Source organism: Mameliella sp. MMSF_3455, from assembly GCF_030733205.1.
Taxonomy (GTDB): Bacteria; Pseudomonadota; Alphaproteobacteria; order Rhodobacterales; family Rhodobacteraceae; genus Antarctobacter.
On the sequence record NZ_JASHJL010000030.1, the window covers coordinates 41,978 to 66,659 of the forward strand.

The following is a 24,682-nucleotide window of genomic DNA, read 5'->3' on the forward strand; positions in this document are numbered from 1 at the left end:
AAGCTGTAGGACACCCACCCACAAGGTCCGTTCACCCGGAAAACAGATCGGAGGGATCCCCCATGCCGAAACGGTTTTCCCGTTGCCACTGGATATTTGCAGGATGCGGCCAGTCACGCCGATCCTTGGGCAAGGTCAATTGCCTTTCGGGCCGTATCAATCGATCCGCCACATCCCGCGGCACCTTGTTGTCAGACACGAGGACCCTGACATCCCCGGGTGCTGCCGGATCAGGAATAACCAGAGCAATCAAACCCCGATCGAACATCCAGTGCAGCGTTGCAGAGAGCGCAAGACCATTGCGAACCGAGTCACTGCCGTTCTCCTCGACCGGACGGATATGAGCCGCCTGCACTTCGGGCCGCCCGCCCCCGTTTCGCAATCCCAGCCCTGAGATGGCGCACCGTTCGTCATAAGCGGCCCGCACCTTCCGCCGAAAAGCCACGTCACGATAGGCGCGCCGTGTCAGGCGCTCATGCACTGGCCTTTCGAAGAGAGCAGCAGGATCGGCGGCCTCTGGTTTCCGATCATAGCGGCTGGCCTCGATAGCCTCCAAGTCCTGCGGAAGTCCCATATTCACGATCCGCGCAAAATCTGCATCCGGCAAGCGACGAACCGCGAGTTGCTGAGCCCCGCCTTTTTTCGGCGAACCGTCCGGCTCGCGTAGGGCCGCTTCCAGCGGGCTGCCATGCAAAAGCCGAGGCACGAAACTGTCGAACTCAAGATAAGAACCGGGCGAGATCATCGCCCACCACATACCGTTGCCACTCGGGCTTTCGATCACCTCGTGCACTTGCGCGACAGCAAAGTAACCGCGAGGCCCTGCTTTAACCGGCTCATAGTAAACAATCCAGTCGCCAACGGCCTCTCTCACGGCCTTCAGGTACGCCTTTGGAAACTCGTAACGCACATCCGGCGCGTCATCGTAGATCGAATCCGCCCTGTGCGAAAAAACAGCCTTGCCCATGTGGGGCAGAAAGCCTGGCATGCGCGGAAAACGCAAGCCAGGCATCGTTCATTTCGTCACTCCGCCGCCACCCCCTCGGCTCCCACGGCCTCGACCCGCACCGCCGAGTACTTGAACTCGGGGATCTTGCCGAAGGGATCCAGGGCCGGGTTGGTCAGGATATTGGCCGCCGCCTCGACAAAGGCGAAGGGCAGGAAAACCATGTCCGGCGCCACGTTGCGGTCCGACCGGGCCATGACCTCGACCGAGCCGCGCCGCGTGGTCAGCCGCACGAAGCCGCCCGGCTCGACCCCCAGCTTGCGCAGGGTCGACGGGTGCAAGGAGCAGTTCGCCTCGGGCTCGACCGCGTCCAGGACGCTGGCCCGGCGGGTCATCGAGCCGGTGTGCCAATGTTCCAGCTGCCGTCCCGTGGTCAGGATCATCGGAAAGCTGTCGTCGGGCACTTCGGCCGGCGGTGTCACCCGGGCGGGGGCGAACATGGCCCGGCCCGCGCGGCGTGGGAAACCGTCGCCAAAGACCACCGCCTGCCCCGGGTCGTCGGGGCCGGTGCAGGGGTAGGTCACGGCCGATTCCGCCTCGAGCCGCTTCCATGTGATGTGGTGCAGCGACCGCATCGACATCTTCATCTCGTCGAAGACGGATTTCGGATCGTCATAATCCCAGTCCAGCCCGACGCGCCGCGCCAGTTCGACCAGGATTTCCCAGTCCTCGCGCGCCTCGCCGGGCGGGTTCACCGCCTTGCGCGCCACCTGGACCTGGCGGTTGGTGTTGGTCACCGTGCCGGACTTCTCGGGCAGCGCCGACGCGGGCAGGATCACGTCGGCGAAATTCGCGGTTTCGGTCAGGAAGATGTCCTGCACCACCAAGTGATCCAGCTGGCCCAGCGCCTTGCGGGCGTGTTCCACGTCCGGATCGGACATCGCCGGGTTTTCGCCCAGGATATACATGCCCTTGATCTCGCCACGATAGACGCGATCCATGATCTCGACGACCGTCAGGCCGGGCGTTTCCTGGATCTCGGTTCCCCGCCAGATGTGCTTGAACAGCGCGCGGACCTCGGGGTCGGTCACCGACTGGTAATCCGGCAGGACCTGCGGGATCAGCCCCGCGTCGGAGGCGCCCTGGACGTTGTTCTGGCCCCGCAGCGGGTGCAGGCCCGACCCCGGCCGCCCCACCTGACCGCAGAGCAGCGCCAGCGAGATCAGGCAGCGCGCATTGTCGGTGCCATGGATGTGCTGCGACACGCCCATGCCCCAGAAGATCATCGCCGCCCGCGCATCCGCATAGGTGCGCGCCACGGTACGGATCGTTTCCGGATCGATGCCGCAAAGCTCGGACATGCGCTCTGGCGTGAAGGCGCGGATGTGCTCACGGAATTCAAAGAACCCTTCGGTGAAGCCCTCGATGTACTGCCGGTCGTAGAGCTTTTCCTCGACGATCACGTTCATGATCGCGTTGAGCAAGGCCACGTCCGTCCCGGGGCGGAACTGCAACATGTGATCGGCGTGCCGCGCCATCGCGGTGCCGCGCGGATCCATGATGATCAGCTTGCCGCCCCGCTTGGTGAACTGCTTGAAATAGGTTGCGGCAACCGGGTGGTTCTCGGTCGGGTTGGCACCGATCACGATGGCCACGTCGGCGTTCTCGATCTCGTTGAAGGTCGCCGTCACGGCGCCCGACCCCACGTTTTCCATCAACGCGGCCACCGAGGACGCGTGACACAAGCGGGTGCAATGGTCGACGTTGTTGTGACCAAAGCCCTGCCGGATGAACTTCTGGAAGAGATAGGCCTCTTCGTTGGTGCATTTGGCGCTGCCGAAACCGGCGACCGACTTGCCGCCGTAGTAGCTGCGCAGGTCCGCCAGGCCATGCGCGGCCTTGTCCAGCGCCTCTTCCCAGGTCGCTTCGCGGAAATGGGTCCAGGGGTTGTTCGGATCGACGTTCAGCCCCTTCTCCGGCGCGTCGTCGCGGCGGATCAGCGGTTTCGTCAGGCGGTGCGGGTGGTGGATATAGTCAAACCCGAACCGGCCTTTGACGCAAAGGCGGCCTTCGTTCGCGGGGCCGTTGATGCCCTCGACGTATTTGACCTTGCCATCCTTGACCTTGACCGAGACCTGGCAGCCCACGCCGCAAAACGGGCAGACCGACTTGACCTCTTCGTCGAAGTCCTTGCTGTCACCCTGCTGGTTCTCGTCCATGACGCTCGACGGCATCAGCGCGCCGGTCGGGCAGGCCTGCACGCATTCGCCGCAGGCCACGCAAGAGGAGTCGCCCATCGGGTCATCCAGGTCGAAGACCGGGTAGGCATCGTGGCCGCGGCCGGCCATGCCGATCACGTCGTTGACCTGGACCTCGCGGCAGGCGCGCACGCACAGTCCGCACTGGATGCAGGCATCCAGGTTGACCTTCATCGCGACGTGGCTGTCGTCCAGCAGCGGGATGCGCTCGGCCTCGAGCGTCGGGAAGCGCGACTCGGACACGCCGCTTTCGGCCGCCATGTCCCAGAGGTGGCTGGACTTGTCATGGGCCGCCGCCTGCTCTGGCTGGTCGGCCAACAGCAGTTCCATGACCATCTTGCGGGCGTTTTCCGCCCGGGCGGTGGCGGTCTGCACCACCATGCCGTCCTGCGGTTCGCGGATACAAGAGGCGGCCAGCGTGCGCTCGCCCTCGATTTCGACCATGCAGGCGCGGCAGTTGCCATCGGGGCGATAGCCCGGCGCCGGCTTGTGGCAGAGGTGCGGGATCTTGAGGCCGCGGCCATTGGCCACTTCCCAGATCGTCATGCCTTTTTCCGCCTCGACCTCCTGGCCGTCGAGCGTGAATCGGATCGTCTCGGACATGCGCGTCTCCCGTCGTTTGGGGCACCTTAAGCATGTCACCTTGGACACGCGCCTATCAATCCCGACCTTCGAAGGCATTTTTGCGCCTCGTGCGTTTCCGATGGGCGACGGGGCGTGATCCTGCGGCGCCGTGGTTGCGGGTTTCGACGCCAGCGCAGCATTCGGACCGCAATCCCCTGCCTGTTGGCCATTTTCGCCCGGCGCGGACATCCTGCGCCATCCGGCGGTGCGGCCCGACGCCTCTGGACCTTCCTCGCCGCCCCGCCTAGCTTCTCGCCAACTCGAAGGAGACTGACATGGCGACCGGCACGAATATCCGCACCTATTTCAATGGCACCTGGCACGACGGCGACGCGATGGTCATGCGCGCCGCGGACCACGGCGCCTGGCTGGGGTCGTCCGTCTTCGACGGCGCGCGCTTTGCACAGGGCGTCACGCCCGACCTTGACGCCCATTGCGCCCGGGTCAACCGCTCGGCAGAGGCGATGATGCTGCGCCCGACAGTCACGACCGAGGACATGGTGGCCATCGTCGAAGAAGGGTTGAAGGCCTATGCGCAGAACAGCGCGGTCTACATCCGGCCCATGTACTGGGGCATCCATGGAGACGCGACCGCCATCGTCCCGCAGCCGGACGAGACCGGCTTTGCGCTGTGCCTCGAGGAAATTCCAATGGCGCCCGACAGCGCCACCGCCACGCTGGGGCGCACGCGCTTTCGCCGCCCGGTGATGGAAAGCTCGGTCGTGAATGCCAAGGCCGGCTGTCTTTACCCCAACAACGCCCGGATGCTGGCAGAGGTCCGCGGCCGCGGGTTCGCCAATGCGCTGGTGACGGACGTCATGGGGAACGTGGCCGAAACCGCCACGGCCAACATCTTCATGGTCCGGGACGGCGTCGTGCTGACACCAATCCCCAACGGCACCTTCCTGTCCGGCATCACCCGCGCCCGCCACATGGCCAACCTGCGCGCCGACGGGATCGAGGTGCAGGAAGCCGTGCTGACCTTCGAGGACTTCGAACAGGCGGACGAGGTCTTCATGTCCGGCAACATGAACAAGGTGACCCCGGTGACCGGCTTCGAAGACAAGTCCTATCAAATCGGCCCGGTCACGCGGCGGGTGCGCGAGCTTTACTGGGACTGGGCACTCAGTGCCTGATCGGGCGGACGTGCGCGGATGGGACTGAAACTCGTCGTCATCCTTGTGGTGCTGGGGCTGTTCGTGGCTGCCATCGTGGCGGTCCAGCGTGCCAACCGCCCCACGGCACGGCGCCTCCCGGGATCTGCGCCGCCCGAAGGCCCGTCGCTGGATGAACAGATGGCCGTTCTGGCCCGCGCTGGACTGCACCTGTCGCCGGGCGTGACCCGCGCCGACATCATCGACTTCGGCCCCGAAGAGACCTATAGCGGCGACCCTTGGCGGCTGCTTCTGCTGACCTACGCGATCCGGGTCGACCGCCCCCCGCATCCCCCTTTCTGTCCCCGTGCCTGCCTGCTGCAAACCGATGGCTTTGACAGCCTGCAAGACTATGCCGAGGCCATCGGCGATCTGTCACGCGTGGCAGAAGTGCCTTGCCAGGTCACCGTCTCGGACGGCCTGCACCTGCGGTTCGAAGAGACCGCCATGACCCTTGCACCCAGCATCGGGACAGGCCAGGTCGACCGGGACGTCCTGACGAAGGTCCTGCAAGAGTTGATGACCCGAATGCCCAGCGACAGCGGGCTATATGCGCTCGACAACTTCCCGCAACTCGCCCTCTTTCACCTCGACACGGCCGGTTTCGATCTGATCGACGCAATCGCACCGGACCTGTTGTCCCCTGATCCCCAACCCTGACCGCGCTGGACAGGGGCCCGCCCCTCTGCCACGATCCGCCTCCAGGAGAGACCTTATGCGCAAATTCCTCGTCGTCCTCGATGACAGCCGCGAGTGCCTGAACGCCATGCGTTTCGCGGCCATGCGTGCCGCCAAGTCCGGAGGCGGCGTCGCGATCCTGTCCGTCATCCCCCCGGACGAGTTCAATCACTGGATCGGCGTGGGGGACATCATGCGCGAAGAGGCCCGCGAACGTATCCACGCGCACTTCGAGGTCTTCGCCAAGTGGATGCGCGACAAGCAGGGCGTCGATCCGGAACTGGTGATCCGCGAAGGCGACCCGACGACCGAAATCATCGCACAGGTCCACGACGACCCGGAAATCGGCTTGCTGGTCCTGGGGGCCGCCGCGGACAAGAAGGGCCCCGGCCCGCTGGTTAGCCACATGACCCGCAATTCTGGCGCCTTGCCGGTTCCCGTCACGATCGTGCCGGGGGATCTGTCCAAGGAACGGCTGGAAGCCATCACCTGATTCCCGGGCGGCGCATACTTTAGAACGGTTCCAATCCTTGACGGTCGGCGCATGGAGGCGCATATAGGGAGCAACCAGAAAAGGGTGATCCCAGATGTTCATTCAGACCGAATCGACGCCGAACCCCGCCACGCTCAAGTTCCTGCCCGGCCATACGGTGCTGGAGATGGGGACGGCCGACTTCCCCTCGGCCGAGGCCGCCAGCGCCTCGCCGCTGGCGCAGCGGCTATTCGCCGTCGACGGGGTGGCGGGCGTGTTCTTCGGCAATGACTTCGTGACCGTGACAAAGAACGACGCGACCGACTGGGACCATCTCAAGCCCGCGATCCTGGGCGCGATCATGGAACATTTCCAGTCCGGCCAGCCGGTTATGGCGGATGGTGCCACACAGGCCGGTGGCCACGCCGAGCACGACGGAGCCGATGCCGAGGTCGTGGGCCAGATCAAGGAACTGCTGGACAGCCGCGTGCGACCGGCCGTGGCGCAGGATGGTGGCGACATCACCTTCCACGGGTTCGATCGCGGCGTCGTCTATCTGCACATGCAGGGCGCCTGCGCCGGGTGCCCCTCGTCCACGCTGACGCTGAAGATGGGGATCGAGAACCTGCTGCGCCACTACATCCCCGAGGTGACAGAGGTGCGCCCCGTCGCCGTCTGACCCGCGAACAATGGATCGTGATATGTGTTCACCGCGCCCCTCGGCGCGGTGTTTGCTTTGCAGGTTCTCGTCAGGGCGGGTTTGCAACCCCTGCGCCACGCGGCAATAACCTCTCCCATGATTCTCGGTTTCGACACGTCTTCTGCGCATGTCGGCGCGGCACTGATGGACGGCAGCGGCATTGTCGCCGCCGCGCATGAGGACATGGCGCGCGGTCAGGCCGAGCGCCTGATGCCCCTGCTGGAGGAGGTCCTGGCCCAGGGCGGCGCAAACTGGCAGGACCTGAGCGCCATCGGCGTCGGTATCGGCCCCGGCAATTTCACCGGCGTGCGACTCTCGGTGGCCGCCGCGCGCGGCTTGGCCCTGTCGCTGAACATCCCGGCGGTGGGCGTGAGCCTGCTGGAGGCCGTGGCGCTGGACACCCCGGGCCCGGTGCTCGCCTGCCTGAGTGCCCCGCGCGACCAGGCTTATGTCCAGTCTCAGCGCATTGTGCCGCCGATCCCCGCACAGTTGATCGCCATCTCCGGGATGCCCGACGCCTGGGCGCAATCCGGGCTGACCTGCGTTGGCCCCGCCGCCGCGCTGGTGGCCGAGCATTTGGGCACCAAGGCCGTCCCCGCCCGCCATGCCCCTGCCGAGGCGATCGCGCATATCGCTGCCACGCGCTGGCAGGACAAGCCGGCGCGCCCTGCCCCGCTCTACCTCAAGCCCGCCGATGCCGCACCGTCGCGCGATGCGCCCCCGGTGATCCTGGAATGACGCCCGAGGCACTGGCGGCCTTGGCCGCGCGTGCCTACCGGCACATGAAGCCCTGGACAGCGGCGCAATTCGCCGAAACACTGGCCCGTCCGCATGCCCTGCTGGCCAGCACGGAGCACGCATTTGTCCTCGGCACGGTGATCGTGGACGAGGCCGAAATTCTGGCGCTTGCCGCCGACCCCGACCACCAGCGCCGGGGCGCCGCCAGCCGCGCGCTGCGCCTCTTTCACGCGCAGGCAGTGGAACGGGGCGCGCGGCGGATTTTCCTGGAGGTCGCCAGCGCCAATGCGCCGGCGCGCGCCTTCTATGCCCGCCACGGGTACGGTGAAACCGGTCTGCGCCAGGGGTATTACCCGCGCCCGGACGGCCCGCCGGACGACGCCGTGGTCATGTCGCGCGCACTGCCCTGACGTCACCCGCGCCACCGTGGCGGCGTGGCAAAAACCGGTTGACCCCTCCCGCCCCCTGCGGCTTTGATTGGCCCATCACAAACGGAACGGGTGACTTTTGCACCCGTCACACCAGGGAGCCTCTCATGACCTTCTTTGCCAAGACCCTCGGCACCGTCGCAGCACTGGCGCTGAGCGCCGGCGCCGCGCTGGCCGATCCGGCGCTGATCTACGACCTCGGCGGCAAGTTCGACAAATCCTTCAACGAGGCAGCCTACAACGGCGCGGAACGCTGGGCAGAAGAAACCGGCGGCAGTTATCGTGACATCGAGATCCAGGCCGAAGCCCAGCGTGAGCAGGCTCTGCGCCGCTTTGCCGAAGCCGGCTTCAACCCGGTCGTGACCACCGGCTTCTCCTACGCCTCGCAGATCGCTGCCGTGGCGCCGGACTATCCTGACACCAAGTTCGTGACCATCGACGGCTACGTCGACCCCGAGGCGCATCCGAACGTCCTGTCGATTCTCTTTGCAGAACACCAGGGCAGCTACCTCGTCGGCATGATGGCGGCGATGGCCTCCGAATCCGATACGGTCGGCTTTGTCGGCGGCATGGACATCCCGCTGATCCGCAAGTTCGCCTGCGGCTATGCCCAGGGTGTGCTGGCGGTGAACCCCGACGCGACCGTGATCGCCAACATGACAGGCACCACCCCCGCCGCATGGAACGACCCGGTCAAGGGCTCCGAACTGGCCAAGGCACAGATCAGCCAGGGCGCGGACGTGATCTATGCCGCTGCAGGCGGTACCGGACTGGGCGTGCTGCAAACCGCTGCAGACGAGGGCATCCTGTCGATCGGCGTCGACAGCAACCAGAACTACCTGCACCCCGGCTCGGTCCTGACCTCGATGCTGAAACGCGTCGATGTGGCCGTCTTTGACGCGATGACCGCGGGCGCCGACCTGCAAACCGGCGTGATCGCCCTGGGCCTGGAGAGCAACGGTGTCGGCTATGCATTGGACGACAACAACGCCGACCTCGTCTCGGAAGAGATGAAGGCCGCCGTCGATGCAGCGCGTGAGCAGATCATCGCGGGCGAAGTCACCGTCCACGACTACTCCGAGGACGACAGCTGCCCGGCGCTGGACTTCTGATCTTTAGCAGAAGTTGAAAATCCAGAGCATACCTGCTGTTTCACAACGGTGGGTATGTTGACTACGAAAGGGAAAATATTGGTTGCTCGCAATCTCGCGGTTCTTTGTTGTCTAGCCGTATCTGCTGGATGCACATCAACAAATCTTTGGTACAAGGCTGGAGCTTCGCCGTCGAAACTGGAAACTGACTTGCTGAATTGCAAGGTTCGTGCCGCGCAAAGTGTTCCTGTAAATCAACAGATTCGTACGACACCCACATTTGTAACTCCAGTTCAAACAAACTGTTACTCGACTGGCTACAGTACACAGTGCAACAGCTACGGTGGCCAAGTTCATGGTGGCCAGACTTACAGCTACGATGCCAACAAGCAGCTACGCAGCGACGTCGTTTCTCAATGCATGACTAAACTAGGCTACCAATCAATCAGCCTTCCCACCTGTAGCAAAGAGCAGGCCAAATCAGCCAAACCATACAAAAAGCTTCCCTCCGTGGGTGAAGGAAGCTGTGTTGTTCAGACAAAGAACAGGTCAACGATCGTCACTCCTTAAGATAGTCTTCGCCAACGAAAGCCGTCCAGACATGACCGACACCCCCGCCATCGAGCTGAAAGGCATCTCCAAGTCCTTCGGCCCCGTGCAGGCCAACAAGGACATCTCGATCCGAGTGATGCCGGGCACGATCCACGGCATCATCGGCGAGAACGGCGCGGGAAAATCGACCCTGATGTCAATCCTCTACGGGTTTTACAAGGCCGACGCGGGCGAGATCTGGATCAACGGCAACCAGACCCAGATCCCCGACAGCCAGGCCGCGATCGGAGCCGGCATCGGCATGGTCTTCCAGCACTTCAAGCTGGTAAAGAACTTCACCGTCCTCGAAAACGTCATCCTGGGGGCCGAGGACGGCGGCCTTCTGAAACCTTCGCTGGCCAAGGCGCGCGGGGTTCTGAAGCACTTGGCCGAGGAATACGAACTCAACGTCGATCCGGACGCGATGATCCAGGATCTTTCCGTCGGCCATCAGCAACGTGTGGAAATCCTCAAGGCGCTCTACCGCGAGGCGGAAATCCTGATCCTGGACGAACCCACCGGCGTGCTGACCCCGGCAGAGGCCGACCATCTCTTCCGTATCCTCGAAGGGCTGAAGCGTGAGGGCAAGACAATCATCCTGATCACGCACAAGCTGCGCGAAATCATGGAGATCACCGATACCGTCAGCGTCATGCGACGCGGCGAGATGACCGCCACCGTCAAGACCGCCGAGACCTCGCCCGAGGAACTGGCGGAGCTGATGGTGGGCCGAAAGGTGCTGTTGCGGGTCGACAAGACGCCCGCCAAGCCCGGAAAGTCCGTTCTGGAGGTCGAAGACCTGCGCCATACCGATAGCGCCGGGGTCGACCGGCTCAAGGGCATCTCGCTCAAGGTGCAGGCCGGAGAGATCCTGGGCATCGCGGGCGTGTCTGGCAATGGCCAGTCAGAGCTGCTGCAGGTTCTGGGCGGGATGAAGACCGCCACCGGCACCGTGCGCGTCAACGGAGAGGAGATCGACCTCACCGGGCGCTATTCGGACGGCCAGTCGCGGCGGGCGCGCGGCATCAGCCATGTCCCCGAGGACCGACAGCACGAAGGGCTTATCATGCCCTACACCGCCTGGGAAAACGTCGCCTTCGGGTATCACCACGATCCGAAATACCAGAAGAACGCGCTGTTGATGGACAATGCCGCCATCAAGCGCGATGCCGAGGGCAAGATCGAACGCTTCGACGTGCGCCCGCCGAATGCCAATCTCGCCGCCCGCAACTTTTCCGGCGGCAACCAGCAAAAGATCGTCCTGGCGCGTGAGATCGAGCGCAATCCCGACATCCTGCTGGTGGGGCAGCCAACCCGGGGCGTCGACATCGGCGCCATCGAGTTCATCCACCAGCAGATCGTCGCCCTGCGCGACCAGGGCAAGGCGATCCTGCTGGTCTCGGTCGAGCTGGACGAGATCCTGTCGCTCTCGGACCGGGTCGCGGTGATGTTCGACGGACAGATCATGGGCGAACGCCTGCCGTCAGAGACCAACCAGACCGAACTGGGGCTTCTCATGGCCGGGGTGACCGAGATGCCCGACAAGGACAAGCCCTTGATCAAGGTGGTGGACGAACAACTGGAAGCACAGGAAAAGCGGGAGGCAAGCCGGCATGGCAAAAGCTGATCGTCGCGTGGAACCGTTTTTTCCGGAGGAGCCGCAGAATGGATAAGATGCCCGGCTGGGCCGACGCGGTGCTCGTGCCCCTGATTTCCATCCTTCTGGCCTCGCTGATCTCGGCGCTGGTGATCCTTGCCATCGGGCACAACCCGGTCGAGGCCTTCTCGATCATGGTCAAGGAAAGCCTGACCTCATCGCGCGGGATCGGCAATACGCTGTATTACACCACGAATTTCATCTTCACCGGGCTAGCCGTGGCGGTCGCCTTTCATGCGCGGATGTTCAACATCGGTGGCGAAGGCCAGGTGCTGCTGGGCGGGCTGGGCGTGGCGTTGGTCTGTCTCTACGTGCCCTGGCCACACTGGACGCTGGCACTGGTTGGGGCGACGGTGGCGGCAGGCGTCTTCGGGGCGGCCTGGGCACTGATCCCCGCCTACCTGCAGGCGAAACGCGGCAGCCATATCGTCATCACCACGATCATGTTCAACTTCATCGCCGCGGCGGTGCTGAACTACGTCCTGGTCAACATGCTGCGCCCGCGCGGCGCGATGGAACCGGCCTCCGGCCCGTTCCCGGAGCCGACCCACCTGCCCACCTTCCAGGAGATGTTCTCGACCGCTGACACGGTCCTGTTCCGTTCGGCCCCGGTCAATGTCTCCTTCTTCCTGGCCGTACTGGCCTGTTTTGCCGTCTGGCTGCTGATCTGGCGCACGCGGCTGGGTTATCAGATCCGCGCCTTCGGCCATTCCGAGAGCGCGGCACGCTACGCAGGCATCTCGCCGGTCCGGATCACGGTCATCGCCATGCTGATCTCGGGTGGGCTTGCCGGGATGATGGCACTGAACGCCACGATGGGAGAGGCTGAACGGCTGGTCCTGAACGCCTCCGAAGGCGCGGGTTTCATCGGCATCGCCGTGGCGCTCATGGGGCGTTCGCACCCCTTCGGCATCTTCATGGCGGCGCTGCTCTTCGGCTTTCTCTACCAGGGCGGGCTGGAACTGGCCTTCTGGACCGGCATCCCGCAACAGCTGATCACGGTGATCCAGGCGCTGGTGATCCTCTTTACCGGGGCGCTGGACAACATGGTGCGGATGCCGCTGGAAAAACTCTTTCTCGCCCTGCGCAAGGGCAAGGCCTGATGCTGACCGACCACCTGCCCTCGCTCATGATCGCCTGGGGTGTGCACGCACTGGCACTGGCCTCTCCGGGGGCAAACGTGCTGGCGGTGATCGGCACCGCGATGGGCACAGGCAGACGGCAGGCCCTTGCGATGAGCGCGGGGATCGTGACCGGTTCGATCCTCATGGCCTCGGGCGCCATCGCCGGCCTTGGCGCTTTGATCCTGACATGGTCCCATGCCGTGACGCTGATCAAGATCCTGGGCGCGGGCTACCTGGCCTGGCTCGGCTACAAGTCGCTGCGCTCTGCGGCCACCCCGGGACAAGCACCGCCCGTGACGAGGCTGAACGGCAGTCCCGCCCGCCTCTACCGGCGCGGCCTCTTGCTTCAGGTCAGCAATCCCAAGGCCATTCTTGCCTATCTGGCCATCGTCACGCTGGCCTTGGGCGGCACCGCCCCCTGGCCGGTCGCGGTGCTCTTTGTCCTTGGCGCCGCCCTGAACTCGGCATTGATCCACGCGCTCTACGCGCTGACCTTCTCGACCCGCCCGATGGTCGCGCTTTACCTGCGCGCCCGGCGTGCCATTGACGGGGCGCTCGGCGCGTTCTTCTGTTTTGCCGCCCTTCGCCTGGCGCTGGCACGCCCATGACCAGGTTTCCCGCCCATCCGCCCTCCCTCGAACCAAGAGGCTGACACCGCACATGGATCTCGCCACGCTCATCCCGGTCCTTGAATCGACCATCCGCCTGTCGACCCCGCTGCTGCTCGCCTGCCTGGCCGGGCTCTTCTCGGAACGTGCGGGCATCTTTGACATCGGGCTGGAGGGCAAGATGCTGATCGCGGCCTTCTTTTCCGCCGCGGTGGCCTACCTGGCCGTGACCAACGAGACATGGACCCTGCATCTGCCATTGACCGACGCGAGCATCGGCCTGACCTGGCTCCGGTCCTTGCTGCCGCCGGTCGGCTGGGGGCTTCTGGCCGGCATTGCCGCGTCGATGGCGCTCTCGGCGATCCACGGCCTGGCCTCGATCACCTTCCGGGGCAACCAGTTGATCTCGGGGGTGGCGCTGAATTTTCTCGCCTCCGGCCTGACCGTGCTGATCGCGCAAAGCTGGTTTCGGCAGGGGGGCAAGACACCGACGCTGACCGGCGATGCACGGCTGTCGGAATGGCATCTGCCCTTTGCCGACAGCCTGCGTGACGTGCCGGTCCTGGGGCCGATCTATTCCGATCTCCTGTCCGGGCACGCACCGCTGGTCTACCTGGCCTTCGCGCTGGTGCCCGCGACATGGTGGGTGCTGTTCCGCACCCGTTTCGGCCTGCGCCTGCGCGCGGTAGGTGAGGCGCCCGAGGCCGTGGACACCGCAGGTGTCTCGGTCGTCGGGCTGCGGTTTGCCGCCGTCGCCATCTGCGGGGTTCTCTGCGGGATCGCCGGCGCCTACATGGCCACCGGGCTGCAGCCCTTCTTTGGCAAGGAAATGACCGCGGGCCGCGGCTATATCGCGCTTGCCGCGCTGATCTTCTCGAAATGGCGCCCTTGGTACGCGCTTGGCGCCTGCCTGCTGTTCGGCTTCCTGCAGGCGGTTGCGCTGCGCTTTCAGAACATCGACCTGGGCGCCTTCACCGTGCCCGTGCAGGTCATGGATGCCCTGCCCTATATCCTGACGGTCGTGATCCTCGCCGGCTTCGTCGGCAAGGCCATCCCGCCCCGGGCCGGAGGAGAGCCCTACGTCAAGGAAAGATAGGCCCGCAAAGGTCCCGGCGCGGACCCATGCTGCACTTGCATAACCCCATGACATGGGACTAGCTTTGCGCATGCAAATCTACCTCCCCATCGCCGAGGTTTCGGTCAACGTCTTCGTCCTTCTCGGCCTTGGCGGGCTGGTGGGTATCCTGTCGGGCATGTTCGGCGTCGGCGGCGGCTTTCTGATGACGCCGCTGCTGTTCTTCATCGGCGTTCCCCCCGCCGTGGCCGTGGCAACCGGCGCCAACCAGATCGTTGCCTCCTCGGTCTCGGGGCTGATGGCCCATCTGAAGCGAAGAACCGTCGACCTGCGCATGGGGACGGTCCTCCTCATAGGCGGGCTGATAGGTGCCGCCTTGGGCGTGGTGCTCTTCAACTATCTGAAATCTCTGGGCCAGGTCGATCTGCTGATCAACCTCTGCTACGTCGTCTTCCTGGGCATCATCGGCGCCCTGATGTTCGTCGAAAGCCTCAACGCGCTGCGCAAATCGCGTCGGGGCGTCCCGCCGAAACGGAAAAAGCACAACTGGGTACATGCCCTGCCCATCAAGATGCGTTTCCGCACCTCGGGGCTTTATATCTCGGTGATCCCGCCGATCATGGTCGGCCTCTCGGTCGGGGTTCTGGCGGCGATCATGGGCGTGGGTGGCGGCTTCATCATGGTGCCCGCCATGATCTATCTGCTCAACATGCCGACCAAAGTGGTGATCGGCACATCGCTTTTCCAGATCATCTTCGTCACCGGCTTTACCACGGTGATGCATGCCACCACGAACTACACCGTGGACGTGGTTCTGGCGGTGCTCCTGCTGATCGGCGGTGTGCTCGGCGCGCAGGCCGGCACCGCCATCGGGATGCGCCTGAAGGCGGAACAGCTGCGCATCCTGCTGGCCGGGTTGGTGCTGCTTGTCTGCGGCAAGCTCGCGCTCGACCTGCTGCTGACCCCGTCCGAACTATACGTCCTGTCCCCGGCGGGGAGCCACTGATGCGCCTGCTGCTGCTTCTTCTGCTGGTTCTCGCCCTGCCTGCCCGGGCGGAACAGGTGGTGCTGGGCCTCAGCAAGGAGATCGTCCAGATCTCCACCGATTTCGACGGGTCCGACATCCTGATCTTCGGCGCGATCAAGCGCGAAGCCCCGATCCAAGAAGAACCTCTGCAGGTCATCGTCGCCGTTGCCGGCCCGCAGCAGCCGGTCACGGTCTGGCGCAAGGCGCGCCGCTTCGGCATCTGGGTCAATGCGCATGCAGTCGAGGTCGACGCCGCCCCCAGCTTCTACGCCATCGCCACCTCGGCCCCCTGGGCGCAGGTGATCACGGAAACCGAAGACCTCCGCCACAAGGTCTCCATTCCCCGCGCCATCCGCTCCGTCGGCGCGCCGATGGACGTCCCCGACGCGCAAAGCTTTACAGAGGCGGTGATCCGCATCCGCACCGACGAAGGCACCTACCAGTTGCTGGAAGACACGGTGACGGTCCGGGAACAGACGCTGTTCGACACCGCCATCTCTATGCCCGCCAACCTGACAGAGGGCAGCTATCCCACGCGCATCTTCCTGACCCGCGGCGGCAGGGTCATCAGCTCCTACGAGACGGAAATCGAGGTGCGCAAGGTTGGCCTCGAACGCTGGCTCTACTCGTTGTCCCGCCAACAACCCTTCATCTATGGGCTGATGTCGCTCTTCATCGCCATCGCCGCGGGCTGGGGCGCCTCCACCGCCTTCCGGATCCTGAGGTCACAATGACACGCACGCCCCCGGGCACCCGCGCGGACTACCGCGCCTTTCGCAGTCTGCCCACCCGGTGGATGGACAACGACGAATATGGCCACATGAACAACGCCACCTATCTGTCCTTCTTCGACACGGGCATCAGCCTCTGGCAAATGGACAATGGCATCAATATCCGCGGACCCAGGGCGCTCCGTCTGCTGACTGTGGAAACCGGGTGTCGCTACCATTCCGAAATCGGCTTTCCCGACCTGGTCCATGCCGGATTGCGCATCGGACACCTCGGCACCTCATCGGTCCGCTTCGAGGTCGGCCTGTTTCGCAACGAGGCGGACACTGCCAGCGCCGAGGGCTTCTTTACCCAAGTCCTGACCGGCGGCGATGGCCGCCCGACACCCATCCCCGAGACGATCCGCGCCGCATTCGATACCCTGCGCGGCTGAGAGGGCCGGACGGCGGGCCAGCCCCCCGCCCCCCCCGGAGTATTTTCAGCCCAAAGAAACAGCGGGCACAGGCTCATGGCTTCTTTGGGCGACAAATACTCGAGGGATGAATGTGCAAGGCACAGAGGGGCAGCGCCCCTCACCGGCTTGCGGCCACGCAAGCTGAACCAGTCACGCCGGGAGGCGTGCCAATTGGATTACGCCTTCTCGTTGAAATGGGCGTAGATGCGTTCCGCAAGCGCACCGCTTACCCCGTCCACCGCCTTGAGGTCGGCAAGGTTGGCACGCGACACTGCCTTGGCAGAGCCGAAATGCGCCAGCAGCGCTCGTTTGCGGGCCGCGCCGACGCCCGGCACCTCGTCCAGCGGGTTGGCCATTTGGGATTTGGCCCGCTTCGCGCGGTGCGTGCCGATGGCAAAACGGTGTGCCTCGTCGCGCAGGCGCTGCACGAAGTAGAGCACCGGATCGTTGTGGCGCAGCGCAAAGGGGCGTTGGCCGGGGCGGTGGAACTCCTCCTTGCCGGCATCGCGGTCGATCCCCTTGGCGACACCGACAAAGGGCAGGTCGTCGACCCCGTGTTCCGCCATGATCTCGGCAACCGCGCTGACCTGCCCGGCGCCTCCGTCGATCAGCATCAGGTCCGGCCACAGCCCCTTGTCCCGGTCGGGATCCTCCTTCTGCAAACGTGTCAGGCGCCGCCTGAGGACCTCCTTCATCATGCCGAAGTCATCGCCGGGCACGAGTTCGTCCCCCTTGATGTTGAACTTGCGGTACTGGTTCTTCATGTAGCCGTCCGGCCCAGCGACGATCATGGCACCCACCGCGTTCGTGCCCTGGATGTGGCTGTTGTCATAGACCTCCACCCGCTGCGGCGGCGCGTCGAGGCTGAAGGCCTCGGCCAGTCCGCGCAACAGCTTGGCCTGCGTGGCCGTTTCGGCCATCTTGCGGCCCAGGCTCTCCTTGGCGTTGCGCAGGGCGCCTTCGACCAGTTCGGCCTTTTCGCCCCGCTGCGGCACCGCGATCTCGACCTTGCGCCCCAGTTTGTCGGTCAGCGCCTCTCGCATCAGGTCCTCGTCCTCGATCCCGTGCGACAACAGAACCAGCCGCGCCGGCTCCTTCTGGTCGTAGAACTGGCCCAGGAAAGCCTCCATGACTTCCGCGGCGCCCACGTCCTCGCCCACGCGGGGATAGAAATCGCGGTTGCCCCAGTTCTGGTTGGCCCGGATGAAGAAGACCTGCACACAGGCCTGCCCGTTCTCCAGGTAAAGCGCGATCACATCGGCCTCGGCGGTGGTCTGCGGGTTGATCCCCTGCGCCGTCTGGACCTGTGTCAGGGCCCGGATGCGGTCGCGCAGCGCGGCGGCGCGTTCGAATTCCATCGCCTCCGAGGCCTCGGCCATCTGGGATTTCAACCGCTCCTGCACCTCTGTCGACTTGCCGGAAAGATACCGCTGCGCATCCTTCACGCTGCGGGCATAGTCCTCTTCCGAGATCTTGCCGACACAGGGCGCGGTGCAACGCTTGATCTGGTACTGCAGGCAGGGACGGGTGCGTGTCTCGAACATGCTGTCCGTGCAGTTGCGCAGCAGGAAGGCTTTCTGCAGCTGGTTCAGCACCCTGTTCACCGCGCCGGCGCTGGCGAAGGGGCCGTAATAGGCCCCTTTTTCCTTCTTGGCGCCCCGATGCTTCTTGATCATCGGATAGGGATGGTCCGTCACCAGGATGTTGGGAAACGACTTGTCATCCCTCAGCAGCACGTTGAACTTGGGCTTGAGCTGCTTGATCAGGTTCTGTTCCAGCAACAGCGCCTCGGTCTCGGTCCGGGTCGTGAGGAACATCATCGACGTGGTTTCCGAGATCATGCGGGCGATGCGCCGGGAATGTCCCGTGGGCCGGGCATAGCTCGACACGCGCGCCTTGAGATTGCGCGCCTTGCCGACGTAGAGCACACGGCTCTGCTCATCCAGCATGCGGTAGACACCGGGCGAGGAGTCCAGCGTCTTCAGGTATCCGTGGATGATCTCGCGGCCCTTTGGCACGCGGTCCTGCTCCCCGTTCTGCTCACTCGATGGCGGCATTCTTGCACCCTTGTGAAACGCGCGATTCCTTACTTGTGCTGCAATGCAACGACGGCCGATTCAAGTGGTTAAACATCCACCGAATATGTGGATAAGTCTGCGGGCAAAATCCGGGCAGGTCGATTTTTCCCTTGTCTACCGCCCACTTCGCCCCAATGCCCATTTTTTAGGCATCAATGCAAGCTATTGATTTCATGGACTAAAAAAGTGCTCTCGTTGCAAGTCATTGAGACCATTCACCTTTTCGTAACGCTTTTGTTAAGGCTTTATGACCCGTGCACAACTCTGGGGCGCATCCCCCTATTCGACGCCGACAACGTCCGGTGTCCGCCACCCCAGGTGCTGGCCGCCATCGATGCAGAACAGCTGCCCAGTGACGGTTTTCGCCCCCAGAAGGTAGGTCAGCGCGGCGGTGATATCCTCGGGATCGGCGCCACGTTCCAACACTGTCGATGCCCTCTGGCGGGCAAAGGCCCCGGCATCCTGCCGACCGCCCTGCAGGGTCGGCCCGGGGCCGATACCATTGACCCGAACGCGCGGCGCCAGTGCCTGCGCCGCCGTTTGTGTCAGCGTCCAGAGCGCGGATTTCGCCAAGGTGTAGCTTGTGAACTCGGGCGTCAGCTTGCGCACCCGCTGGTCGATCATGTTGACCACCAGCCCCCGCGCCACCGGTTCCCCCCGCGCATCCCGCGCAGGATCGGGAACCTGGGATGCCAGTGCCTGGATCAGCACAAAAGGCGCGCGCAGGTTGCTTTCGAAATGCCGGTCCCAGCTTTGCCGCGTGGCGCTGTCGATGTCGTCATATTCAAAGATCGAGGCATTGTTCACCAGCACCGTCATCGGACCGCCCAAGGCCTCTGCCGCGCGCGGCAGCAACGCCTGTGCCTGCGTCTCGTCCAGCAGATCCGCCTGGAGAGCCACGGCCTGTCCGCCCCGCGCAGAGATCCCGTCAACGACCTCCTGTGCCGCGGCCTCGGACCCCGCGTAGTGCACCGCCACGGCATAGCCTTGCGCGGCCAATGTCTCGGCCATGGCCCGGCCCAGCCTCCGTCCCGCGCCTGTCACCAGTGCGCGCCCTTTCACCTCACCCATAGGGTCCTCCGTCACAGCAATACGACTGTGACATAGCCCAGATAAAGCGCCGACAAGACAACGCCCCAGATCCGCCCAAGGTCACGCCCGAAATAGACAAAGGGCAGAAGCAGCAGCGAGGCCCCCAACATCACCCAGAAGTCGAACTGGAGGAACCCCGGCCCGACATGGATCGGCGCGATCAACGAGGCGACCCCGATGATGGCCAGAAGGTTGAAAAGGTTCGAACCGATCACGTTGCCGATGGCCACGTCGGCCTGACGGCGGATCGCGGCCATGACCGTCGTCGCCAGTTCCGGCAAGGACGTCCCCAACGCCACCAACGTCAGCCCGATCACCGCATCCGGGACGCCGAACATGCGGGCAATCTCCTCGGCGCTGTCGACCAGAAGATCGGCACCCAACGGCAAGCCGATCAGCCCCAGCGCCAGAAACAGGCCGATCCGCCACCACGGCATGTCGGGATCCGCGCCTTCGGGCTCTTCCAGCTCTTCATCGGCCCGGCCTTCGGCGCGGTGGCGCAGCGCGGTGCGCATCTGGCTTCCGAGGATGGTGACCAGCAGAGCCAGAAGGATCAGGCCGGCGATCCAGTCAAAGACACCGCGAAAGCCCAGCGCGATGAAGACAAGCGTGCCGCCCATCATCTGCAGATAGCTTTTGCGTGTGTCACACTGACTGGTGTGCATGACCGTGATCAGCCCCGGCACCCCCAAGACCAGCAACACGTTCGCCGTGTTCGACCCCACCACGTTGCCCAGCGCGATGCCCGGCGCATCATCCAGCGCCGCCTTGATCGAAATCAGCAGCTCTGGAGCAGAGGTGCCGAAGGCGACGATGGTCAGGCTGACGATCAGGGCCGGGATGCCAACCCGCAAGGAGAGATTCACCGCCCCCTTGACCAGCGCGTCCCCCGCCAGAAGCAGGATCAGCAGACCAAGAACCGCGTAGACGTAGACCATCTCAGTTGCCACCCTTTCGACAGTCGCAAGGCCCCTTGCCGATGCGGTAGCGACCGCATTTCGGGCATTTCGTTGCGTTCAGGCGGGCTCGGGCGCGCAGCTGGCCCAACTGCTTTGCGCCGGGAATCCGCAGTTTTCCGAAAAACCCCAGAACCGCGATGAACACCAGGAAGAGGGCGACGATCTTGACGATCAAGACAGGCCAAACCGCGCGTAGTCCGCGCGCTCCTCGATTTCGCCCAGCGCGCCCTGAACCGCCTGCGCGCCAAGGCGCGGCAGCAGGGGCTTGCGCGCCTCGTAACGCTTGAACCGGGTCTTGTCGCCAAAGCGCTCCTTCATCAGCGGCACAAGGTGGCCGATGCCGTCAGCCAGCCCCTCGTCCACTGCCGCCTGACCGATCCAGACCTCACCGGTATACAGATCCGGGTTCTCGGTCAGCTTGTCGCCGCGACGGTGTTTCACATGGCCGATAAAGGTCTGGTGCAGCTGCTCCAGCAGGCGGTTCAGACGGGCCACGTCCTCTTCCTTTTCAGGTTGGAACGGGTCCATCATGCTCTTGGACTTGCCGGCCGTGTGGACCCGCCGTTCGATCCCCTGCCGCTGCAGGAACACCGGCAGACCGAACCCGGCAGAGATCACCCCGATCGAACCGAGGATCGAGCTGGGGTCGGCCCATATCTCGTCGGCCGCGCTGGCGATCCAGTAACCGCCAGAGGCCGCGACGTCCTCGACAAAGGCCAGCACGGGCACGTCGTGTTCATCGGCCAGCCTGCGGATACGGGACCCGATCAGCGAACTTTGCACCGGCGATCCGCCGGGCGAATTGATTTCCAGCGCCACCGCATCAGGCTTCGACTTGAATGCCTTCTCCAACATTGACGCGACCGAGCGGTCCGAGATGCTCGACCGTCCAGGCACACCGATGGCGCCCTGCAGGCGCACGACGGAGACCCGCGGGACGGATTTCAGGAAGGGAACCCAACGTCTCATGGCGTGGCATGTAGAGACGGGTCGGCGGACAAACAAGGCAGACACCGAAAAGACGCCGCGTTGTGGTGCTTTTGCCTCTGACGGCGCACGGTGTTGCAAACGGGCCGGCATTGATCGCGCCCAAGGGCGAGTTGCGGGAAGATGCGGTCAAAGTAGCCTACCGTGTCGCCAATAAACGTATCGACGAATTCGTCCCGGCCCGGGGCATCGGCGACAAGCCCCTGTCCCAAGAGTTGGCCCTCGCCATGCTTGGCACAAGCCTGACGACATGCGCCCCCGTCCCGTCAGAAAAAACTCTGCGGGTCGATATCGATGGCCAGCCGCATGTCACCGGTCAGTCGCACCTGCGCGACCCAGTCTGCCAAGGCCCCCTGCAAGGCCACGTTCTTGGGCGCCTTGACCAGCAGCCGTACCCGGTGCCGCCCCTTGACCCGCGCGATGGGCGCGGGCGCCGGTCCCCAGACTTCGGCCCCCACCTGCCGTAGCGCCCGGTCGTTGCGGGCCAGGAAATTGCCAAGGTCGAACACCTTGGCCATGTCGCCGCCCGACAGGATAATCCCCGCCAGGCGGCCAAAGGGCGGCATGCCCGCCAGCCGCCGCTCGTCCGCCTCCGCCGACCAGAAGGCCTCTTCGTCACCCGCGAGGATCGCCCGGATCACCGGGTGTTCGGGCTGGTAGGTCTGCAAGAGCGCCACACCGGGCTTGTCCGCCCGGCCCGCGCGCCCCGCAACCTGCCGCATCAGCTGAAAGGTCCGTTCGGCCGCACGCAGATCCGATCCCTGCAGGCCCAGATCCGCGTCGATCACGCCCACCAGCGTCAGAAGCGGAAAGTTGTGCCCCTTGGCCACCAGTTGCGTGCCGATGATGATATCGGCCCCGCCCTCGGCAATCGCCGCCACCTGTTCCTTCAACTCGCGCGCGGTCCCGAAAAGATCCGAGGACAGCACCGCGATCCGCGCCTCGGGGAACAGTGCCGCCGCTTCCTCGGCCAGACGTTCCACGCCCGGTCCAACCGCGGCCAGCTTGCCCTCGACCTCGCAGGAGGGGCAGACCTCGGGGATGGGCATGCTCTCGCCACACTGGTGACAGACCAGCCGTTTCAGAAAGCGGTGTTCGACCATGCGCGCATCGCAATGCGGACAGCCGATCTGCTCACCACAGGCCCGGCACAATGTCACCGGCGCGTAACCGCGCCGGTTGATGAACAACAGCGCCTGCTCTCCCTTCTCCAGCCGCAGGTTGACCGACCGTTGCAGCGTGCCGGAAATCCACCGCCCTGCGGGCAGTTTCTCTGCCCGCATGTCCAGCGTCCGCATCTCGGGCAGGATGGCGGGGCCAAAGCGAGAGGTCAGCACCAGCCGCTTGTACTTGCCCGCATCCGCATTGGCCCAGCTTTCCAGCGAGGGCGTTGCCGAGGCCAGCACCACCTGGCAGCCCAGGATCGATGCCCGCAGCACCGCCATGTCGCGGGCATTGTAAAGAACCCCGTCCTCCTGCTTGTAGGAGGTGTCATGCTCTTCATCGACCACGATCAACCCAAGGCTGCGGAACGGCAGGAACAGGGCCGAGCGCGCGCCCACGACCACCTGGCAGCCGCCCTCGCCCACCATGCGCCAGACCCGCCGGCGTTCCGTCATGGTGACACCGGAATGCCACTCTGCGGGGCGCGCGCCGAACCGCGCTTCGACCCGGGTCAGGAACTCCGCCGAAAGCGCGATTTCGGGCAAGAGCACCAGCGCCTGCCGCCCCGCCCGCAGGCATTCCGCAACCGCCTCCAGGTAGACCTCGGTCTTGCCCGAGCCGGTCACCCCCTTCAGCAGTACGGTTTCGTAGCTTGCGGCCCGCTGCCCCTCGCGCAGCACATCCGCCGCGCTGGCCTGATCCTCGGTCAGGTCCTTGCCGCCATACCCCGGGTCGAGCCGGGGGAAGGCCGTGTCGCGCGGCGTGTCCTCTTCCCGGATGGCACCGCTCTTGACCAAACCCTTGACCACCGACGAGGTCACGCCCGCAGCCTCGGAGAGTTCCTTGAGCGTCAGGGACAGCCCGCCCATTTCGCGCGCGGCGTCCAGGACACGCGTCCGGGCGTCCGTCATGCGCGGCGGCTCTCCTTCGCCCAAACGATAGACCTTGCGCATGGAAGGCGGGTCGCCCAGCCCCGGCGCCCGCGTCGCCAGCCGCAACATGGCCGGCAGGGGCGTCAACGTGTAGGCGGCGGCCTTCTCGATGAAGGCCCGCAATTCGTCCCGCATGGGTGCCACGTCCAGCACGCGGTTCACGGCGCGGATTTTAGACGCGTCGAAATCTCCTCGCCCCGGCCCCCAGACCACGCCCATGACCTTGCGCGGGCCCAGCGGCACCTCGACAAAGGCACCGCGCCAACACCCGCCCTCGGGCGCGCGGTAATCCAGCACCCGATCCAGCGGTTGCGTGGTCAGCACCCCGACAAGGGTGCCCGCCTCAAAGAATTCCGGGGTAGTGATCGGCATGCAAAAGGGGTAAATCGCGGAGCAGGAAAGGCCAAGCCATCAAGGAGCGCCCGCCATGAAATTCTTTGTCGACACCGCCGAGATCGACGCCATCGCCGAGCTGAACGACCTCGGGATGGTGGATGGGGTCACCACCAACCCTTCGCTCATCATGAAATCCGGCCGTGACATTCTCGAGGTCACCAAGGAAATCTGCGACATGGTCTCGGGCCCCGTCTCGGCTGAGGTGGTCGCCACCGAAGCCGACGCCATGATCGCCGAAGGCCGCAAACTCGCAGAGATCGCCGAGAACATCGCGGTCAAAGTGCCCCTGACCTGGGACGGCCTCAAGGCCTGCAAGGTGCTGAGCGACGAGGGCCGCATGGTCAACGTGACGCTCTGTTTCTCGGCCAACCAGGCGCTGCTGGCGGCCAAGGCCGGCGCCACCTTCATCTCGCCCTTCATCGGGCGGCTGGACGACCTCAACCTCGACGGCATGGACCTGATCGCCGACATCCGCGAGATCTACGACAACTACGGGTTCGAAACCCAGATCCTCGCCGCCTCGATCCGCTCGGCCAACCACATGTCCGAAGCCGCCAAGATCGGCGCCGACGTGGCCACCGCGCCTCCGGGCGTCATCAAGAAGATGGCGGAGCATGTGCTGACCGACAAGGGCCTCGCGCAGTTCCTGAAAGACGCGGAAAGCGCGGGCATCAAGATCGTCTGATCGCGCCTGCGGCCCGGACAGGAGTGGGGGGGCTG

The 24,682-nt window shown here is 64.7% G+C and carries 23 protein-coding genes; 15 read left to right on the forward strand and 8 right to left on the reverse strand.

Annotated features, from left to right (window positions below; translation table 11 throughout):
* Positions 1-31 precede the first annotated feature (31 nt).
* Together RBB42_RS19465 and fdhF are read right to left on the reverse strand one after the other, a co-directional pair.
* Positions 32-967 (reverse strand): HNH endonuclease, encoded by a 936-nt coding sequence (locus RBB42_RS19465; protein ID WP_305971267.1) that lies wholly within the window; start codon positions 965-967, stop codon positions 32-34.
* 56 nt (positions 968-1,023) lie between these two features.
* Complete coding sequence (gene fdhF / locus RBB42_RS19470; RefSeq protein WP_305971266.1) at positions 1,024-3,807, reverse strand: formate dehydrogenase subunit alpha; 2,784 nt, start codon at positions 3,805-3,807, stop codon at positions 1,024-1,026.
* Between the two features lie 296 nt (positions 3,808-4,103).
* Here fdhF and RBB42_RS19475 point away from each other — a divergent pair, with 296 nt between their 5' ends.
* The 14 genes from RBB42_RS19475 (at position 4,104) to RBB42_RS19540 (ending at position 16,333) form a co-directional block, all read left to right on the forward strand.
* Positions 4,104-4,964 carry a branched-chain amino acid aminotransferase gene (locus tag RBB42_RS19475; RefSeq protein WP_305971265.1) on the forward strand — a complete coding sequence of 287 codons (861 nt, stop codon included), beginning with the start codon at positions 4,104-4,106 and terminating at the stop codon, positions 4,962-4,964.
* 18 nt (positions 4,965-4,982) lie between these two features.
* Positions 4,983-5,642 (forward strand): hypothetical protein, encoded by a 660-nt coding sequence (locus RBB42_RS19480; RefSeq protein ID WP_305971264.1) that lies wholly within the window; start codon positions 4,983-4,985, stop codon positions 5,640-5,642.
* 55 nt (positions 5,643-5,697) lie between these two features.
* Positions 5,698-6,153 carry a universal stress protein gene (locus RBB42_RS19485; protein ID WP_069209279.1) on the forward strand — a complete coding sequence of 152 codons (456 nt, stop codon included), beginning with the start codon at positions 5,698-5,700 and terminating at the stop codon, positions 6,151-6,153.
* Positions 6,154-6,247: 94 nt separating this feature from the next.
* Positions 6,248-6,811, forward strand: coding sequence for a NifU family protein (locus RBB42_RS19490; RefSeq protein WP_305971263.1), 564 nt, complete (start codon positions 6,248-6,250; stop codon positions 6,809-6,811).
* 117 nt (positions 6,812-6,928) lie between these two features.
* Positions 6,929-7,570, forward strand: a complete 642-nt coding sequence (gene tsaB / locus RBB42_RS19495; protein WP_305971262.1) for a tRNA (adenosine(37)-N6)-threonylcarbamoyltransferase complex dimerization subunit type 1 TsaB — start codon at positions 6,929-6,931, stop codon at positions 7,568-7,570.
* Positions 7,567-7,980 (forward strand): GNAT family N-acetyltransferase, encoded by a 414-nt coding sequence (locus RBB42_RS19500; RefSeq protein ID WP_305971261.1) that lies wholly within the window; start codon positions 7,567-7,569, stop codon positions 7,978-7,980. The genes tsaB and RBB42_RS19500 overlap by 4 nt, the downstream gene beginning before the upstream one ends.
* Before the next feature lie 125 nt (positions 7,981-8,105).
* A complete protein-coding gene (locus RBB42_RS19505) occupies positions 8,106-9,110 on the forward strand; it encodes a BMP family lipoprotein (protein WP_305971260.1) in 1,005 nt (334 codons plus the stop codon).
* Positions 9,111-9,690: 580 nt separating this feature from the next.
* Entirely contained in the window at positions 9,691-11,307 is a 1,617-nt protein-coding gene (locus RBB42_RS19510; RefSeq protein WP_305971259.1) for an ABC transporter ATP-binding protein, read from the forward strand.
* A 38-nt stretch (positions 11,308-11,345) separates the two neighbouring features.
* Positions 11,346-12,440, forward strand: a complete 1,095-nt coding sequence (locus tag RBB42_RS19515; RefSeq protein WP_305971258.1) for an ABC transporter permease — start codon at positions 11,346-11,348, stop codon at positions 12,438-12,440.
* Entirely contained in the window at positions 12,440-13,069 is a 630-nt protein-coding gene (locus RBB42_RS19520) for a LysE family translocator (RefSeq protein WP_305971257.1), read from the forward strand. Before RBB42_RS19515 ends, RBB42_RS19520 begins: the two co-directional genes overlap by 1 nt.
* A gap of 52 nt (positions 13,070-13,121) precedes the next feature.
* Positions 13,122-14,165: an ABC transporter permease gene (locus RBB42_RS19525; RefSeq protein WP_305971256.1), complete on the forward strand. Its 1,044-nt coding sequence runs from the start codon at positions 13,122-13,124 to the stop codon at positions 14,163-14,165.
* A 70-nt stretch (positions 14,166-14,235) separates the two neighbouring features.
* Positions 14,236-15,150, forward strand: a complete 915-nt coding sequence (locus tag RBB42_RS19530) for a sulfite exporter TauE/SafE family protein (RefSeq protein WP_305971255.1) — start codon at positions 14,236-14,238, stop codon at positions 15,148-15,150.
* A complete protein-coding gene (locus tag RBB42_RS19535) occupies positions 15,147-15,905 on the forward strand; it encodes a TIGR02186 family protein (protein ID WP_305971304.1) in 759 nt (252 codons plus the stop codon). The genes RBB42_RS19530 and RBB42_RS19535 overlap by 4 nt, the downstream gene beginning before the upstream one ends.
* Positions 15,902-16,333: an acyl-CoA thioesterase gene (locus tag RBB42_RS19540; protein ID WP_305971254.1), complete on the forward strand. Its 432-nt coding sequence runs from the start codon at positions 15,902-15,904 to the stop codon at positions 16,331-16,333. The genes RBB42_RS19535 and RBB42_RS19540 overlap by 4 nt, the downstream gene beginning before the upstream one ends.
* 197 nt (positions 16,334-16,530) lie before the next feature.
* Here the strand turns inward: RBB42_RS19540 and uvrC are convergent, their stop codons facing one another.
* From uvrC to RBB42_RS19570, 6 genes are all read right to left on the reverse strand, one after another.
* On the reverse strand, positions 16,531-18,411 hold the full coding sequence (uvrC, locus tag RBB42_RS19545; protein ID WP_305971253.1) for an excinuclease ABC subunit UvrC: 1,881 nt from the start codon (positions 18,409-18,411) through the stop codon (positions 16,531-16,533).
* Between the two features lie 300 nt (positions 18,412-18,711).
* On the reverse strand, positions 18,712-19,503 hold the full coding sequence (locus tag RBB42_RS19550; protein ID WP_305971252.1) for an SDR family oxidoreductase: 792 nt from the start codon (positions 19,501-19,503) through the stop codon (positions 18,712-18,714).
* A gap of 11 nt (positions 19,504-19,514) precedes the next feature.
* Positions 19,515-20,462 carry a calcium/sodium antiporter gene (locus RBB42_RS19555; RefSeq protein WP_305971303.1) on the reverse strand — a complete coding sequence of 316 codons (948 nt, stop codon included), beginning with the start codon at positions 20,460-20,462 and terminating at the stop codon, positions 19,515-19,517.
* Position 20,463: 1 nt separating this feature from the next.
* Entirely contained in the window at positions 20,464-20,658 is a 195-nt protein-coding gene (locus RBB42_RS19560) for a hypothetical protein (protein WP_305971251.1), read from the reverse strand.
* Positions 20,655-21,452 (reverse strand): S49 family peptidase, encoded by a 798-nt coding sequence (locus RBB42_RS19565; RefSeq protein WP_305971250.1) that lies wholly within the window; start codon positions 21,450-21,452, stop codon positions 20,655-20,657. The genes RBB42_RS19560 and RBB42_RS19565 overlap by 4 nt, the downstream gene beginning before the upstream one ends.
* Positions 21,453-21,736: 284 nt before the next feature.
* Entirely contained in the window at positions 21,737-23,938 is a 2,202-nt protein-coding gene (locus RBB42_RS19570) for a primosomal protein N' (RefSeq protein ID WP_305971249.1), read from the reverse strand.
* Between the two features lie 55 nt (positions 23,939-23,993).
* On the opposite strand from RBB42_RS19570, the gene fsa reads away from it, so the two are divergent.
* Positions 23,994-24,647 (forward strand): fructose-6-phosphate aldolase, encoded by a 654-nt coding sequence (gene fsa, locus RBB42_RS19575; RefSeq protein WP_088669545.1) that lies wholly within the window; start codon positions 23,994-23,996, stop codon positions 24,645-24,647.
* Positions 24,648-24,682 lie beyond the last annotated feature (35 nt).